The sequence below is a fragment of the Paraburkholderia sp. BCC1884 genome, assembly GCF_900996225.1.
GTDB lineage: Bacteria > Pseudomonadota > Gammaproteobacteria > Burkholderiales > Burkholderiaceae > Paraburkholderia.
Genome location: NZ_CAAJGL010000068.1, coordinates 568622 through 585349 on the forward strand (window position 1 = coordinate 568622; position 16728 = coordinate 585349).

Consider the following 16728-nt stretch of genomic DNA (forward strand, 5'->3'; position numbering starts at 1 on the left):
AAAGGGTGAGCGTTGGGCAAGTGGTCAGGCTGAGGCGTTGTTTTCGGTCAAAAACTGCGTGACGTGCGCAACGAAGCGCTCCGGGTACTGGAACAGCGAGCCGTGGTTCGCATCCGGGTAAATGATCAGCTGCGCATTCGGCAGGTTCTGCTGCAGGATCCACGAGTTGATCGAATAGATGATCACGTCGTGGTCGCCGTTGACGACGAGTGTCGGCTGCTTGAGGTCCTGCAGATAATCGAACGGGTTCTCGCGCGGTGCGCCCCACCTGGCAAGCGCGGCGAGCTGGGCCGGCGCGACCTTCTCGTTGGCTTCCGGATCGCGTCCTTCAGTGCGCAGGCGAAAGCGTTGCAGGAATTGGCGTCCGGCAGCCTGGGCGGCGTCCGACGGCGAGAAGTGCACACGCAGCCACAGATGATCCGGCTCGGCATACGTCGAACCGAAAATCTCTTGCGCCTCGGGCGTGAGCGAGTCCATGGCTTCGCCGCTGCGCGGGCCGGTGCCGACCAGGATGACACGGCGCACCAGCTTCGGCTCGACGATCGCCAGCGTTTGCGCGATGAGGCCGCCCATCGAATAACCCAGCACATCGACGCGCGTCAGACCGAGCGCCTTGATAAACGCCGCGGCATTGGCCGCCATCTCTTCGATCGACTCCGGCACGTCGCCTGAACTGCTCGAAATGCCGGCGTTGTTGAAAAGGATCACTTCGCGATCTTTTGCGAGACCGTCGGTGACGGCCGGGTCCCAGTGGTCCATCGTGCCGGTGAAGTGGATGTTGAACACGAGCGGCACGCCACCCGTCTTGCCGAAGCGGCGATACGCGAAGCGCACGCCGTTGGCATCGACGTACTGGGTGGGAGCGGTTTGGTGGGTAGGCTGGGTCATTTTCGGTTCCTCTGCGATATAGGTGGAAGGCATGGATTGCGGCGATTTTGCGAGGTGGCGGGAAACTCCGGGTTGTCGCTTGTGTCGCTACCTGATGGGTAATGTAGTGGGGACTTGCGCAAAGGAAAAAGACTTTGTAGGCTGACGGGCATGCCTGTGAGGCATGCCTTTTAACGTGAGGGTATATGGAGCTTCGACATCTGCGGTATTTCGTGGCGGTCGCCGAAACGGGCAGTCTCACCGTGGCGGCGGAGCGGCGCCTGCACACCTCGCAACCCTCGCTGAGCCGGCAGATCCGCGATCTGGAAGACGAAGTCGGCGCGGAGCTGTTCAGCCGCAGCGCGCGTGGTGTCGAACTCACCCCAGCGGGCAAGGCTTTCCTCGACCATGCCCGCCTCGCCCTAACGCAAGTCGACGCCGCCACCGAGGCTGCACGCCGTGCCGCGCGCCCGTCGAAGCAGGTGTTCGCGCTGGGCTTTCTGACCGGTCAGGAAATGACCTGGCTGCCGCGTGCGATGCAGGTGTTGCGCGACGAACTGCCGAACATCGACGTCACCGTATCGAGCCACTATTCGCCGGATCTCGCCGATGCGCTTGCGCGCGGCAAGCTCGATCTGGCGTTTCTGCGCGCCGAGCCGGGTTTCGATCTCGATTACCACGTGGTGAGCAGCGAGAAGCTGCTGGTGCTCATGCCCAGCGATCATCCCTTGACGGAGCGCGCGGCAGTTCGGCCCGAGGATTTCGCTGGCGAGACGTTCATCATGGCGTCCAACAAGGCGAGGGTTTTGCACGAGGTAATCCAGCGCTATCTGCAGGACAACGGCATCACGATCACAGCCGAGCACAACGTCGACAATCTGGCGATGGCGATGTCACTGGTGGCATCCACGCGAGGTCTCGCGTTGATGCCGGAGTACGCGAACAATCTGCTGCCGTGGTCGGTCGTCAGCCGGCCGCTCGAAGGTGACGCGCCCACGGTCGACCTCGTGATCGGCTATAGCCGGTCGAATACATCGCCGGTGCTGAAGCTGTTTCTTTCCCGCGCCGAAGAGCTCGCGAAGCAAGGCGCGAGTGCCGCACGCTGACCCGTGGAGCGCGCAGTGAAGCGCGCAAACCTGGGCATCCTCATGAAGTGTTCCCCTGCAAAAATCCCGCACGATAGCACTGGCGGCGTACCGTTTCGTTTACCTATACTCCCTGCACTCTGTAAGGCCGCTTACTCGTCGTAATACCAACAAGACGGAGCCTCACATGCCAGTGACGATGCGAACGGCAACCCTCGGGCTGCTCAGTTGCTTCACTTTGAGCGTTGGCGCGGTGGCATTCGGCGGGTCGGGCCCGGATTGCAATGCAGGTTGCAATAGTCGAGGACAACTTCTCGATCATCATGTCTCGTTGCGGCTGAGCGCTTCGGCGTTTGCGAAGCTGCTCGCTTCGAGTGCGTCGCTCGGCCAACTCGCGCAGATTGCCGGTGCGCCTGCTTGCGGTGTCGAGATCGTCTACTTCCGTTATCGGACAATTGGCGGCGCCGGCGAGCCGACCGACGCGAGCGGCGCGTTGATGTTGCCGACGGGACGTTCGTCCACGTGCAGCGGACCGCGTCCCCTGATGATCTACGCGCACGGCACCACGGCCTACCGCAACTACAACATCGCGGATATCACGCAAACCGATCCCGGCAACGGCGACGGTGCCGGTGAGGGCATCAGCGTGGCCACCATGTATGCGGCGCAGGGTTATATCGTGGTGGCGAGCAACTACGCAGGCTATGCCGGCTCCGATCTCCCGTATCACCCTTATCTGAATGCCGACCAGCAATCCGCCGATGTAATCGACTCGCTGCGCGCGGCGCGCGCGACTATCGGCGATATGCAGCGGGATAAAAGACCGCGTGAGAACGGCAAGCTGTTCGTCACCGGCTATTCGCAAGGCGGCTTCGTCGCGCTCGCGACACACCGTGCATTGCAGGCGGCCGGCGTCAAGGTGACGGCGTCGGCGCCGGGGTCGGGTCCGTACGCGCTGGCCGCGACAGCCGATGCGCTGATTCAGGGCGAGGTGAACCTCGGCTCGACGCTCTTCACGACACTCATCGTCACGGGCTACCAGCATGCTTACGAGAATATCTATCGCAGGCCCAGCGACTTCTACGAGGCCGCATATGCGCCGGGTATCGAAACGCTTCTGCCGAGCTTGACGCCGCTCGACACGTTGTTCGCCACCGGCAAACTGCCATCGACGCAACTCTTCAGCAGCACGCCGCCCGCTCCGCAGTTTGCCTCGATGACGCCGCCCACGTCACCGGCGCAAGCACCGCCTGCGCTGATCCCGTTGTTCGCCGCGGGATTCGGCAACGCCGAGCTCGTGCGCAATGTGTACCGGCTGGGTTTGCTCGAAGACGCCGCCGCCAATCCCGATGGCGCGTTCCCCAACACGACCGCGGCGCTGATGCCGGCCGCCCGTCCGCAGCATCCGCTGCGGCAGGCATTCAAGCGTAACGACTTGCGTAACTGGCAGCCGCGCGCGCCGGTTCTGCTGTGCGGCGGCGGCTCGGATCCGACCGTGTTCTTTTTCAACGCACGCATCGAGCAGGCGTACTGGTTGAATGCGAAGGTGCCTGCGGGGTTGACCGCCGTACTGGATGTGGATGCTCCGGTGGCCGGACCGACTGATCCGTATGCACCGATCAAGCAGGGTTTCGCGGGTGCGAAGGCGGCGCTGGCGAGCCAGGCCGTAGCGGGCGGGGCGACCGATGGCGGCGCCTCTGCCGTGTTGCAGGCCTATCACGGCGAGCTGGTGGCGTCGTTCTGTATGGTGGCCGCGCGCGCTTTCTTCGGCAATTTTTGAGGGGCTGCGCGCGTTACGCGGTTCGCTTCCTTGCGCCTCGCGTTACCGCGCCTCAGTTGCCAAATAACGAGGCCTGCGTGCCACGGCTCGGCTCATGGCGTGCAACGGGCTTCTTACGCGGCACGACCGGTGCCGCTTGCGCCGGCATACCGGCTTGCGCATCCGCCGATGCTTCCAGCGACGTCTGCCCCGCTTCCAGCGACAGCAGCAGCATCTTGTTCGCGAGGCCGCCCGCAAACCCCGTCAATTCTCCCGATGCGCCGATCACGCGATGGCATGGCGCGACGATCGAGATCGGGTTTCTGCCGTTAGCCGCGCCGACCGCCCGCACCGCGTTCGCATTGCCGATCTGCCGCGCGATTTCCGCGTAACTGCGCGTCTGGCCGAATGGAATGGTCAGCAACGCAGCCCACACCTGTTTCTGAAAGTCGGTGCCCTGAAAGTCGAGCGCGAGATCGAACACATCGCGCGCGCCGGCGAAATACTCTTTCAACTGTCGTTCGGTCTCGATCAGGATGGCGCGATCATTCGCTTCGAGCAACTCGCCGAGACGCACCCGGTTCGGCTTGTCGTTCTCCCACAGAATGGCTGCGAGGCGCTCGCCGTTAGCGACGAGTTTCAACTGACCAACGGGCGAATCCATCAACTTATAAGCGTGTGTCATGTAGCGTGCTCCTGGTGCTCCAGATCGTGCGGTCCCATTCTTTCACGAAGAATGACTGATACGGTCATCATACGGTGCATTTTGAAACCTGCCGGCCCCGATCGTTCCGTCACTCAGTAGAATTGAACCCTTTGCCACGACCCAATCCGCCATCCGGCGTTTTTCCACGACTGTGACGACGACACTTGAACAACTGCGGGCCGGTCAACTGGCAGGGGCACGCCAGCTCAAACTCGCCTGCGGGCTCACTGAATTTCCGCGCGAGATTTTCGAGCTGGCAGAGACGCTGGAAATGCTCGACCTGTCGGGCAATGCGCTGTCCTCGCTGCCTGACGATCTGCCGCGCCTGAGCAGGCTGCGCATTCTGTTCGCGTCCGACAATCCGTTCACCGTGTTGCCCGACGTGCTCGGGCAGTGCACGCAATTGAGCATGGTCGGCTTCAAGGCGAACCGGATTCGGGAGGTGCCCGGCGCGGCCTTGCCGCCGTCACTGCGCTGGCTGATTCTCACCGACAACGCGATCGAGACGCTGCCGGCCGAAATCGGCAACTGTATGCATCTGCAGAAACTGATGCTGGCGGGCAATCGTCTGCGTAGTCTGCCGCCGGAGTTGGCGGCCTGTACGCGGCTCGAACTGCTGCGGCTCGCCGCGAATCAACTGGAACAACTGCCGCCCTGGTTGTTGCGTCTGCCGCGTCTCGCGTGGCTGGCATCGGCTGGCAATCCGTTCAGTGCGCAGCGGGAGAGCGTGGCGCTGGCCGACGCGTCCGTCGGCGGAATTGCCTGGCAGGATCTGACGCTCGAGCAGAAATTGGGCGAGGGCGCGTCGGGTGTGATCTATCGGGCGGTGCTGGCCGATTCTCGCCACGGCGGCGCGGCACGGCCGGTCGCCGTCAAGCTGTTCAAAGGGGCCGTGACGAGCGACGGCTTGCCGGACTGCGAAATGGCCGCCTGCATGCGCGCCGGCGATCACGCCAACCTGATTCCGGTCACAGGCAAAGTGAAAGGTCATCCTGCCGATGCGCACGGTCTCGTCATGGAGCTGATCGATCCGCACTTTATGAATCTCGCCGGGCCGCCGAGTCTTGCGTCATGTACACGTGATATCTATGGCGAGAACACGCGCTTCGATCTGGCCAGCGTGTTGGGCATCGCCTGCGGGATCGCCTCGGCGGCGCGTCATTTGCATCGGCAAGGCATCATGCATGGCGATCTGTACGCGCACAATATTCTGCATGCCGGTCTTGGGCGTGCCTTGTTAGGCGATTTCGGCGCGGCTTCGTTTTATGACGCCAACCATCCGCAGACGGCGGCCGCGCTCGAGCGCCTCGAAGTCAGGGCGTACGGCTGCCTGCTCGAAGAATTGATCGACCGATGCGACTGGCCGGATGCGCACACACCCATCGCAGCGAAACTGATCGAGTTGAAGGACAATTGCCTCGCCGAGACGATCGACAGCCGGCCTTTGTTCGATGACATCGTCGCTCGTGTGTCGGCGTTGAGGGCCGATTGATGGCGATCCGCCAGCCAGGCCGAGGAGGAGGGAAGCAATGACGCAGAACATGCGCCGCCGCGTGCTGCTGGCCGGCACGCTGGCAGCGGCCGGTCTGACGGGCGCCCCGGGTGCCGGCGCCATGCCGGACGGCAAACTGAAGATCGCGCTGGTTTTGAAGTCGCTCGGCGATCCGTTCACGGTTGCCATGACGAATGCCGCGCAAAACTACCAGCAACACTACGCATCGCAGTTCAGTTTGACGATTCGCGGCACGACCACGGAGAGCGCCACGTCCGTGCAGATCAGGATGGTCGACGATCTGATCAAGGCGAAGATGAATGCGATCGTCATCGCGCCGACCGACTCGAAAGCGTTGACGGCGGTCGTCGCGCGCGGGATCAAGGCCGGCATCATCATGATCACGATCGACAATCCGCTCGACGACGCCGCGCAGGATGCCGCCGGTATTTCCGTGCCGTTCGTCGGCCCGAACAATTTCAATGGCGCAACACAGGTCAGTCACTTTCTGGCAACGCGGCTCAAGCCCGGCGACGAAGTGGGAATCATCGAAGGCATATCGGCGGATCGCAACGCGCAGCAACGCATCAGCGGCAGCAAGGACGCGATGGCCGCGGCCGGCATGAAGGTCGTCGCGATTGCGTCAGGCGACTGGGACTACGGCAAAGGGCGCGATATCGCCTCGAAGATGCTGAACGATCATCCGCAGATGCGCGGGCTGCTGTGCGGCAACGACAACATGGCGATGGGCGCGGTCGACGCGGTTCGCGACGCGGGGCGCACCGGCGGCGTGTATATCACCGGCTACAACGACGTCGAAGCGATCAAGCCGTTGATCGCCGACGGCCGCGTGCTCGCCACCATCAACCAGTTTGCCGACCGGCAAGCGATCTTCGGGATCGACGTCGCGTTGAAGGCAGTGACCGAGCAGCGAAAGCAGAGCGAGTTGTCGAGAGTGATCGAGACACCGCTGCAACTGGTCACGGCCGCGACGCGTTAGGGCGGCGAGCGCGCGGGGCTCGCCGCTGGTCGCCGATCGCCGATCGCCGATCGCCGATCGCCGTTCGCATCGATCGCGAGCGTGGTCGCAGGCGCGGCGCGAACGGTTGACGCCCGCGTGCTTACTCCGTCGCGACCTTGTGCGGCTTGGTCGCCTTTTCAAGTTTGTTGTATTCGAATTCGGGCACGGACTTGAGCGCGTCCTTCGTGGCGCCGGCGAGGAACAGATTGCCGTCGCGGATCTCGAAGTGGTCGATCGGAATCGCAACGTAGTGCTTGCCCATGCCAAGGAAGCCGCCCACCGACACCACCGCGTAGGTGGCTTTCCGATCGGGTGAAATGATCACGTCGTAGATACTGCCGATCTTGTCGTTCAGGTCGTTGTAGACCGGTTCGTCGACGAGCGCCCGGCGCACGCTCCAACCTTTCAGTAGCGAATTGGTCTGCTCGACCGTGCCGCCGAGCGGCTGCAGGCCGGCAACCTGCGCGAAGGCTCCTTGCGAGGCGCAGACGGCGGCGAGAGCGGTCGCGCAAATCAGTGTTCGTGCTTTCATTTCTGGCTCCTGGTTGTCTGTCGAACGGTAAACGTCGTACCAGGAGAATGCGGCAGCACGTGGCGTGCCCGAATCGGGTAGCCAACGCGACGCGCGTAAAGACGCCATTCTGCCGGCTTAGGCCCCTGTTGACTCAGGAAACTAAAATCGTGATAATAGTTTCCATCGGGCAACGAACCGTATGTCCGCGCTTCCCGGCAGTCATCCGAATAGCTTACTTATCAAAACGACGCGATCGCCCGCCGGACCTGTTGTGCCACTCTGGTAAGCGAGGAAGTGATGATGGACTATGCAGCACCCCCTGTTCTGATCGTCGGCGCCGGGCCGACCGGCATCACGTTGGCGCTGACATTGCGCCGTTATGGCGTGAATGTACGCATCATCGACCGCAACGACGCGCCGGCCGACCTGTCCAAAGCGTTGGCGGTATGGAGCGGCAGTCTCGAAGCCTTGAGCGGCTTCGGCGTGGTCGACCGGTTTCAGGCCGCCGGCGTTCCGCTCAAGGCGCTGACTTTCGGTGACGGCGATCGTGTGCTCGCGCGCATTGAGTTCGGCGACGGCATCGACAGTCCTTATCCGCAACCGCTGTTATTGCCGCAGTCGCGCACCGAGGCGATCCTGACCGAGGCGCTGGCTAACGCGGGCGTGGTGGTCGAGCGCAATGTGGAGTTGGTCGGTGTCGCGCAAGACGCATCGAGTGTGACCGCGAGCTTGCGTCATGCAGACGGCCGCGTCGAACCAGCGAGTTGCCTCTATCTCGTCGGTGCGGACGGTGCGCGAAGTGCCGTGCGTCATGCGGTCGAAATCGAGTTCGACGGTTACACCGAGCCGGAGACTTTCCTGCTCGGTGACGTCCACATTACCGGCGCGACACTGGACCGCAACAGCATTCATATCTGGTGGCATAACGGTGGCACGGTCGCGCTGTTCCCATTCGAAAGCGACGTCTGGCGCATCTTTTCCAGCAGACCCGCAAGCGAAGGCGACGCAACGCCCACCCTTGACGAATTGCAAGGCAAGATGGACCGCCACGGTCCTCCGGGCGCACACCTTCACGATCCGGGCTGGCTCGCGGCATTCGCCACCAACGAGCGGCTCGCCGCGCGTTACCGCGCCGGACGCGTATTTCTCGCCGGCGATGCCGCGCATATCCATAGCCCGGCGGGCGGTCAGGGGATGAATACCGGCCTTCAGGACGCGGTCAACCTCGGCTGGAAACTGGCGTTCGCGCTTGCCTCACGCGGCGACGCCGAACTGCTGCTGTCCAGTTACGAGGATGAACGGCGACCGGTCGCGAAAGACATGATTGCCGCCGCGGCACAGAAACTTCACGCGGCTTCGGCAGCGAATCCAGTCGCGCGCGTATTGCGTGACTTTGCGGTGTCGGTCGTGGGGCATCTTCCCGCCGTGCAGAAGAAGCTGGAGCGCGATCTGTCCGAGACGGAATTGACCTATCAGGCGGGCGCACTCGTCGCGCTCGGCGCTCCACCGCGCCATCCGGCGCGTGGCGAGGCGGGCACACGCGCGCTGGACATTCACTTCGTCGATCCGGCCAGCGGCGCCGCTCGCACGTTGTGGCCGATGCTGGGCGAAGCGCGCCATACGCTGCTGGTGTTCGGCGACGTCGACGGATTCGCGGGCCTCGGCGCGATCACGGCGCAGTTCTCTGGTGAACTAGCCGTGCTCGTGTTGGACACCGCGTCAGATCGCACGGGCGAGGCCCGCGCGCGTTATCGGATGGACGCATCGGGTTGGGTGTTGATTCGCCCTGACCAGGTGGTCGCCGCACGCGGCCCGGCGCATGACCTCGCGAAGCTGGCGACGTATCTCGACCACGTCGTCAAGCCGAGGCTCGAGGCATGATGGCTCGAGCCTCGTCCCAGGCAAAGACGGAATTGCCCGACGTCGATTTCGACGACGGACCGGCGGGCCGCATTCTCGCGGCAGCCCGCGAGATTCTGCTGCGCGAAGGTTATAGCGGCTTGACGATGGATAGCCTGACAGCCGCGCTAGGCATGAGCAAGAAAACGCTCTACGTCCACTTCGCGTCGAAAGACGCGATGGTCACGGCGATCTTCATTGCAACCGGTGACACGATTCGCCGCAAGGTGGGCGAATTGCTGGACACGGCGGGTAGTTTCGGCGAAACACTCGACGGCACGCTGCGCATCGTCGGCGAGCACGTGGGCAGCTTGTCGCCCGACGTGCTCGACGATCTGCAGCGTCTCGCGCCGCAACACTACGCCGAGATCAACGCCATGAAGGCGCGCAATATTCCAATGATGTTGACTCGCGTATTGAAGCTCGGTGTCGAGCAGAAGATGGTGCGCGCCGATGTCGATTTACCGTTTCTAAGCGAGTATTGGCTGCTGGTCGCGAGCGGATTGCACGACCCCGCCTTGCTCACACGAACCGGGCTCACGCCGCGCAAGGCCTTCGACAAAGCGCTCGATCTGTTTTTCGCGGGAGCGTTGACGGCTTCGGGCAAGGCGCAGTTCAGAAAGCCGGGGTAGGAGACCTACTGGGGCCGCCTGCGGCGACGTAATAGTACTGATGATCCAACTAGTCGACGGTGCGATTGGCACGTTGGTTGTCCGACCCTCGACGTCGGGACGCGCGCAAGCGGCACCGATCGCACTCACGGGTTTGCGCTGGCCGCTAAACACGCAGGCGTTGTCGTGCCCGCTTCGTGAATGACGGTTGGGCTGGCACAATCCCGATGGTTCCATCTTCGTTTCTTCGGGAAACCTCATGCCAGACGCCGTCCCGCCTTCGCCGCGTATCGGCCCCCTGTTCTCCCTGTTTCCTTTCCTGCGTCCCTATGTCGGGCGTTGGGCACTGGCGTTTCTCGCGCTGGTGACCTCCGCGGGCGCCACGCTCGCGTTGCCGGTGGCTTTCAAGTACCTGATCGACCGCGGTTTCGCTGCGGGAGACCGTGCTCATATCGATCGCTATTTCCTCGCGCTGTTCGTCGTTTCGCTCGTGCTCGCCGGCGCGACGGCGCTGCGCTTTTATCTCGTTTCCTGGCTGGGCGAGCGGGTCACGGCCGACTTGCGGCGAGCGGTCTATGGTCATGTGCTCGAGATGAGTCCGCAGTTCTTCGAAACTACGCAGACCGGCGAAGTGTTGTCGCGACTTACCACCGATACCACCCTGATCCAGACGGTGGTCGGCACCAGCCTGTCGCTCGGACTGCGCAACTTCTTTCTGCTGACGGGCGGCGTGGCGATGCTGGCGGTGACCAGCCCCGTGCTGTCGGCTTACATCATCGTGACGCTGGTCGTGGTGGTCGCGCCCATCGTTATATTCGGCCGACGCGTGCGGCGACTTTCGCGGGCCAGCCAGGACAAGGTGGCGAGCGCGAGCGCGCTGGCGGGCGAAGTGCTCAACGCCATGCCTACCGTGCAGTCGTATACGCAGGAGCCGTTCGAGGCGCGGCGTTTTGCCGGCGCGGTGGAGTCGGCCTTCGAGACCGCGCTCACGCGCATCCGGGCGCGCGCGTGGCTGACTGCCGTCGTGATCGTGCTGGTGTTCAGCGCGATCGTCTTCGTGCTGTGGCTCGGCGCGCAGGCCGTGCTGGCGGGGCGGATGACGGGTGGCCAGTTGTCCCAGTTCATTCTTTACGCCGTCTTCACGGCAGGAGCAGTGGGCGCCGTAGCCGAAGTGTGGGGCGATCTGCAGCGAGCCGCCGGTGCCGCGGAACGATTGCTGCAATTGCTGGCGGCGCGCTCGCCGGTCGTGCAGGCCGAAGCGACGCTCGCGTTGCCGACGCAGGGCGACGGAATCCGCATCGAGAACGTCAGCTTTTCGTATCCGTCGCGCCCCGGCATAGCCGCACTCTCGGCGCTGTCACTCGACATCCGTGCGGGCGAACATGTTGCGCTGGTTGGACCCTCGGGTGCCGGCAAGACGACACTGTTTCAACTGCTGCTGCGCTTTTACGATCCGCAGTCGGGCCGCATCCTGATCAACGGTGTCCCGACGCAGCAGGTGTCGTTTGTCGAGTTGCGCAAAGCCATCGGGGTGGTGCTGCAGGAGTCGGTGATTTTTTCGGGCAGCGTGCTCGACAACATTCGCTACGGCGCGCCCGACGCCACGCTCGCGCAGGTGCAGCGTGCCGCCGACATGGCGGCGGCTGCGGGCTTCATCGAAGCCTTGCCGCAAGGCTACGACACGTTTCTCGGCGAGCGCGGCGTGCGATTGTCCGGCGGACAGCGTCAACGGATTGCGATTGCGCGCGCCATTCTGAAGGACCCGCCGATTCTGCTGCTGGACGAGGCCACCAGCGCACTCGACGCCGCCAGCGAACGGCTCGTGCAAACGGCGCTGGATAACGCCGCGCAGAATCGCACCACGCTGGTCATCGCGCATCGGCTCGCGACCGTCAAGCAGGCAGATCGCATCGTGGTACTCGAGCATGGGCGCATTGTCGCGCAGGGGCGGCATGCCGAGCTCCTGCTCAGCTCGCCGCTCTATGCGCAGCTTGCCGCGTTGCAGTTCGGCGAGCCTGCCGGGCAGGTGGGCAACGGTGACGCCGTGCGCGATCAGATAGGCTCGGCATGAGGACACCGTGCAACGGTCGCGTCAACCGGGCAGACCGCCATTTCTGGAGAGCGCAGCCTTGGCAATGAAAGCTTCGTAGGTGTTTTGGTCACGTGCAAGACCAGGGTTGTTGGCTTGGTGCGGTATTCGGCGCCCATCGCTGCTTAGCGCGATAACCGGTGAGCGACCGACGCTTCGAACTCGAATTGGTAATCATTGGATTTGTCGCCGCCGAAATCGAGCAAGCCGGACTGATTGGCTTTCGTAAAGCGCCGCGTACCGTTGAGCAGCAGGCTTTAAGCGAGCATCAGCCTGGTCTTGGACAGATAGAAGTCCATGCCGGAGTCGCTCGTCGCGCCGACGGCCCTTACCAGGTCGCCCTGTTCCCGATCGGCCGCGCTGCGACTCGCCAATCTTTCCGGGTGTTACGCCCTTTGACATTGGTAATGGATAAGGCCGTCTACACGGCTTGTCCGGTTACGTCGGAAATATGGCCCAACAGTCGGTCGGTTGCCATCCCCGGTGTCGCTTGCTGTAATCGGCTTCCGATAACGCGTTGCGGGTAATGGCATGAGCGAGCAGGGTGGCAACGACGATGCGTCGATCGCGCAATGCATCGGGGACGTGCTGGGCGAGCGGCCGCTGCGACTCGAGCGCCAGATGTTCACCCACAGCGGTAATGCCGTGTACCGCGCGCATCTGGCGGGCGAGCGCTCGCTGGCGGTGCGTGTCAGCCCCGAAGCACAGACGTTTTTGCATACCCGTTCGAATCTCGCCATGTTGCGCGGCCTCGGGCTGCCGGTGCAAACGGTGCTGGCGCAGGGCGCCACGCCCGCTGGCGGCGATTTCGTCGTGCTCGACTGGCTTCCCGGCCGCGATCTCTTCTATGTGTTTGGCTCGCTCGACGCAAGTCAGACCGAGCGGATTGCGCAAGCCGTGGTGGCGTCGCAGTGCAGGGTGGCGCAACGGCTGCCTGTCGCCGGCGACGGCGGATTCGGCTGGGCTGCGATCGGCGCTCGCGCGCCCCATGCGCGCTGGACGGAGATCTTTGGCGAACCCGCGCCGGAGGCGCTGCATGCGGCGACGCTCGCGCGCGCGGACGCCACGCCGCTCGAACGCTTCCGCGCGCGCCTCGGACTCGTCCGTGCCTCGCTCGAAGCCTATTTCGACACGCTCCGCCCGGTCTGCTTTCTCGACGATCTGACTATCAAGAACGTTCTGGTGGAGGACGGCGAACTGCGCGGCCTGATCGATTTCGATACGGTTTGCTACGGCGATCCGTTGCTGGTGCTGGGCTCGACGCTCGCGCACATCGACACGGAGGTGGGAGTGCGCGGGCATCCCTATGCCGAGGCGCTGGTGCGGTACTGGGCGCCGCAGGGAGAGCGCTTGCGGGCGACGGGCTTCTACGCGTCGCTATGGGTCATCGGCCTTCTGTCGCTCGCAATCGAACAGGGCAACGCCACGCGCGTGAACTCGCTGAGTCCGGTTCTCGACGATCTGCTGCGCGTGGCGGAGAGCGCCTGAGTCGCGGCGGGCCGCGCCGATAGCGTCCGGTTCGACCGTTCGCGTAGACGGGCGACTACCTGATCTCGACTTCGACGAACACCACTTCGTGCTCGCTCGCGTTGACCACGTTGTGCTCCACGCCCTTCAGGCCGGCATAACTGCTGCCGGCATGCAGTTGCGACTCGCGATCGCCGGTTTTCGTTTCGAGCAGCAACACGCCGTCGGTTTGCGGCACGACCACGTAGTCGTGCCCATGGATATGCCAGCCTGTCTCCGACCCCGGCGCGAATCGCCACTCGGTGACAATCACGCGATCGTTCGACACTTGCTGTGTGGGTATGGCCTGGGAGCGGGTCATGCTGATTCCTTTCGATTGCGGGATGGAAATCTCAAAGTGGGGGAATGCGCGCGTGCCAGTCGGTGAGCTGCTGATAGTGATGCCCGATCCGGAACACCATTTTTTCGCCCAGTGGACGGCCGATTATCTGCATGCCGTTGGGTAGACCGTTCTGCGTGAAGCCGATCGGTACCGCCAGGCCCGGCAAGCCGAGATAGTTGATCGCGCGGGTCCAGAACGACAGCTGACCGAACGCCCGCTCGTTTTCCGCCAGCGTACCAGCAAGCGTCTCGGCGATTGTCGGCACGGCGAACGGAAGCGTCGGCAGGATCAGGGCATCGGTTCCCGGAAGACATTGTTGGAGGAACCGCTGCAGAAGAATCGGCCGCATGCGCAGGGCTTCGATATAGCGCACGGCGGGATAAAGCAGACCGCGCTCAATGCGCCTTCTGACCTGCGCGCCGTATTCGTCTCCGCGTTGCGCGAGCCACGCACGGTGCGTGGCCGCCGCCTCGGAAGCGGACACCACATTCGCCAGATCGCCAATTTCGCCGAGATCGGGCAGCGTGACCGGCACGATCGTCGCGCCGGTTGCGCTTAGAGTGGCGATGGCTGCGTCGAGCAACGTGCGCACTTCGGTAGTCAACAACGCATCGTCACCGAATATGGGTACCGCGATTTTCACGTCGGCTCCAGGCCGGCACTCGATACCTGCTTCATAGTCTTGCGTTTCTGTCGCGATGCAACTCGGGTCGAGGGGATCAGGACCCACCACGGCGCTCAGAAGTCGCGCGCAATCCCGCGCGGTCTGGGCAAGAAAGCCCACGCAATCGAGCGACGGCGACAGCGGCATCACGCCATGCACCGACACGAGGTTCTGCGTCGGCTTGATGCCGGTGACGCCGCAAATCGCAGCGGGCAAACGGATCGAACCACCCGTGTCGGAGCCGAGCGCCGCGCTTACCAGCCGGCCGCCCACCGCCATGCCGCTGCCGCTCGACGAGCCGCCGCTCACATGTTGCGCCGACCACGGATTGCGTCCGGGTCCGAGATGTTCGTTGAGACCGGTAGGGCTCATGGCGAATTCGGCCATGTGCAGTGCGCCCAGGTCGACGCCGCCTGCTGCTTCGAGTCGCGTAACGACCGTGGCGGTCTGCTCCGGGCGATGGCCCGCGAGAATCCGGCTGCCGCACTCGCACAGTTCGCCTGCCCGAAAATACATATCCTTGCGGGCGAATGGAATGCCGTGCAGCGGGCCCGCTTTGGCCTGTGCCGCATTGCCGCGCACACCTTCGCGTAGGCGTACGAAGCCGCTGTGTTCGCGGGTCGCGATGGCATCGAGACATTGATCGACCACCTGCTCACCTGATGTAGCGCGCCCACGGATGGCATCGGTGAGGTCGGTCATCGAGCAATCCAGTCCCCGTTTGGCGCTCATTGCGACGCTCCTTTTTCCGCGCGCAGGACTGCGCTGAACTCGTGGTTCGCCGTTTTCCAGTCGAGTAAGCGATCCGCCGCGATGCCGGTGGCACGCGAACTTTTGATCGACGCGTGCGACACGTCCACCGCATCGGACGCGCTCAGGGGCGCGCCGTTGAGCACGCTCGCGTAACGCGACAGCATCGCGGAGAGCGATGCCGGGTCGCCGCCGGCGCCCGGTGGCACGGTGTCGGGGTCGAGAGTCAGTTGCGGCGCGACAAGGGTCGCCGCGAGTTCGACCAGACTGAGATCGCTGCCGCGCGGACCCATCAGCGAGATGCCAAACGGCGCACCGTCGCGGCTTGCGAACGGTAGGGACACCTGCGGCAAACCGCACAGCGGCGTCAGGCCGAGCAGATGCGTCGCGCGGTTGCGATAGAGCTCGAAGGCGTCGTTTTCGATGTTCAGGAGCGGCGCGATGTCGGGCATGGTCGGCATGACCACTACGCCGTCGCTACCGAGCAGGCGCGTGACATGGTCCGTAAAAGTCTTTCTGACTGCCGCCGCCGCCTCGGCCTGTTCAGCCGTGACCGTCTTCGAGAAAGCGAAGCGCGCTGCGACGTCAGGCCCAAGCCGCAGCCCCACGCTTTCGATCAATTCGCCCGCCTCCTGCCAGGCTTCCCATCCCTGCAGAATGCGATATGCGTGGTAGAGCTCGTCGAGCCGGCCATCCGTCACGCTGACGGGTGTGGCTTTGCCGAACGCGGTTTCCATCACCGCGATCGCCGGCTTGAGCGCGGCGATCGCGTCCGCGTCGAGCATGGCGAAGAGGTCTTGAGCGAACAGTAAGCGCGGATGCACGGGTAGCGGCGCTGCATCGGCACCGAGCAGCACGGTGGCGACCAGGGCGAAGGTTTGCGCGTCGCGCGTCATGAACCCGCAGGTGTCGAAGCTCGCGCATAGCGGAAAGCAACCCGCGAGCGAGATCCGGTCCTGCGTCGGGCGGATGCCGTAGAGTCCGCAGTGGCTCGCCGGGGCACGCACCGAGCCGCCGGTGTCACTGCCGAGCGCAAAATCGGCGAGCCCGGTGGAGACGGCCGAGGCCGAGCCAGACGACGAGCCTCCCGTGATGCGCCAGGGCGCGGCGCCGTTGAGCGGTGCGCCGAAGTGCGCGTTGTTGCCGCGCGCGGAGAACGCCAGTTCGTCGGTGATGGTCTTGCCGACGAAGCGCGCGCCCGCATCGAGCAGGGTCGCGACGACCGCCGCATGGCGGGTTTTGACGCCCGAGCGCGCCAGCATGTGCGGATTGCCGGCGCTGGTCGGATAGCCGGCGACATCGTAGATATCCTTGACGGCGAAAGTCAGCCCAGCGAGCGGGCCACTGGCTGCATGCGGGACGTCCACGGGCGGGAAGGGCAAAAACGCGTGAGCGGGTGACGACGGGACGAGCATTGGATCT

General features: G+C 64.0%; 14 protein-coding genes and 1 pseudogene. 8 read left to right on the forward strand and 7 right to left on the reverse strand.

Annotated features, from left to right (window positions below):
- Positions 1–24 precede the first annotated feature (24 nt).
- Positions 25–888: an alpha/beta fold hydrolase gene (locus FQ705_RS09420; protein WP_144140079.1), complete on the reverse strand. Its 864-nt coding sequence runs from the start codon at positions 886–888 to the stop codon at positions 25–27.
- A gap of 185 nt (positions 889–1073) precedes the next feature.
- Between FQ705_RS09420 and FQ705_RS09425 the strand changes: the two genes are divergently transcribed.
- The gene (locus FQ705_RS09425) at positions 1074–1973 is read left to right on the forward strand and encodes a LysR substrate-binding domain-containing protein (protein WP_144140082.1); all 900 of its coding nucleotides are present in this window, start codon (positions 1074–1076) and stop codon (positions 1971–1973) included.
- Positions 1974–2139: 166 nt separating this feature from the next.
- Positions 2140–3732, forward strand: coding sequence for an alpha/beta hydrolase family protein (locus FQ705_RS09430; protein WP_144140085.1), 1593 nt, complete (start codon positions 2140–2142; stop codon positions 3730–3732).
- Between the two features lie 52 nt (positions 3733–3784).
- Here the strand turns inward: FQ705_RS09430 and FQ705_RS09435 are convergent, their stop codons facing one another.
- Positions 3785–4396 carry a methylated-DNA--[protein]-cysteine S-methyltransferase gene (locus FQ705_RS09435; RefSeq protein ID WP_144140088.1) on the reverse strand — a complete coding sequence of 204 codons (612 nt, stop codon included), beginning with the start codon at positions 4394–4396 and terminating at the stop codon, positions 3785–3787.
- Positions 4397–4568: 172 nt separating this feature from the next.
- Here FQ705_RS09435 and FQ705_RS09440 point away from each other — a divergent pair, with 172 nt between their 5' ends.
- A complete protein-coding gene (locus FQ705_RS09440) occupies positions 4569–5909 on the forward strand; it encodes a leucine-rich repeat-containing protein kinase family protein (protein ID WP_144140091.1) in 1341 nt (446 codons plus the stop codon).
- Between the two features lie 37 nt (positions 5910–5946).
- A complete protein-coding gene (locus tag FQ705_RS09445; protein ID WP_144140094.1) occupies positions 5947–6909 on the forward strand; it encodes a substrate-binding domain-containing protein in 963 nt (320 codons plus the stop codon).
- A 121-nt stretch (positions 6910–7030) separates the two neighbouring features.
- On the opposite strand, the gene FQ705_RS09450 is transcribed toward FQ705_RS09445, so the two are convergent.
- Positions 7031–7462 (reverse strand): PRC-barrel domain-containing protein, encoded by a 432-nt coding sequence (locus FQ705_RS09450; RefSeq protein WP_144140097.1) that lies wholly within the window; start codon positions 7460–7462, stop codon positions 7031–7033.
- A 279-nt stretch (positions 7463–7741) separates the two neighbouring features.
- Between FQ705_RS09450 and FQ705_RS09455 the strand changes: the two genes are divergently transcribed.
- The 3 genes from FQ705_RS09455 (at position 7742) to FQ705_RS09465 (ending at position 12025) form a co-directional block, all read left to right on the forward strand.
- Positions 7742–9325 (forward strand): FAD-dependent monooxygenase, encoded by a 1584-nt coding sequence (locus FQ705_RS09455; RefSeq protein ID WP_144140100.1) that lies wholly within the window; start codon positions 7742–7744, stop codon positions 9323–9325.
- A complete protein-coding gene (locus FQ705_RS09460; protein WP_144140103.1) occupies positions 9322–9975 on the forward strand; it encodes a TetR/AcrR family transcriptional regulator in 654 nt (217 codons plus the stop codon). Before FQ705_RS09455 ends, FQ705_RS09460 begins: the two co-directional genes overlap by 4 nt.
- 238 nt (positions 9976–10213) lie before the next feature.
- Positions 10214–12025, forward strand: a complete 1812-nt coding sequence (locus FQ705_RS09465; RefSeq protein WP_144140105.1) for an ABC transporter transmembrane domain-containing protein — start codon at positions 10214–10216, stop codon at positions 12023–12025.
- Positions 12026–12168: 143 nt separating this feature from the next.
- Here FQ705_RS09465 and FQ705_RS34930 read toward each other — a convergent pair whose 3' ends face one another.
- Positions 12169–12249, reverse strand: coding sequence for a hypothetical protein (locus FQ705_RS34930; protein ID WP_409934711.1), 81 nt, complete (start codon positions 12247–12249; stop codon positions 12169–12171).
- A 325-nt stretch (positions 12250–12574) separates the two neighbouring features.
- On the opposite strand from FQ705_RS34930, the gene FQ705_RS09475 reads away from it, so the two are divergent.
- Positions 12575–13531, forward strand: coding sequence for a phosphotransferase family protein (locus tag FQ705_RS09475; RefSeq protein WP_144140107.1), 957 nt, complete (start codon positions 12575–12577; stop codon positions 13529–13531).
- 55 nt (positions 13532–13586) lie between these two features.
- On the opposite strand, the gene FQ705_RS09480 is transcribed toward FQ705_RS09475, so the two are convergent.
- The 3 genes and pseudogenes from FQ705_RS09480 to FQ705_RS09490 form a co-directional block, all read right to left on the reverse strand.
- Positions 13587–13871: a cupin domain-containing protein gene (locus FQ705_RS09480; protein ID WP_144140112.1), complete on the reverse strand. Its 285-nt coding sequence runs from the start codon at positions 13869–13871 to the stop codon at positions 13587–13589.
- 31 nt (positions 13872–13902) lie between these two features.
- The gene (locus FQ705_RS09485) at positions 13903–15288 is read right to left on the reverse strand and encodes an amidase (RefSeq protein ID WP_144140115.1); all 1386 of its coding nucleotides are present in this window, start codon (positions 15286–15288) and stop codon (positions 13903–13905) included.
- Positions 15289–15545: 257 nt separating this feature from the next.
- Positions 15546–16721 (reverse strand): annotated as a pseudogene (locus FQ705_RS09490) (amidase); the annotation flags it as partial.
- Between the last annotated feature and the right edge of the window lie 7 nt (positions 16722–16728).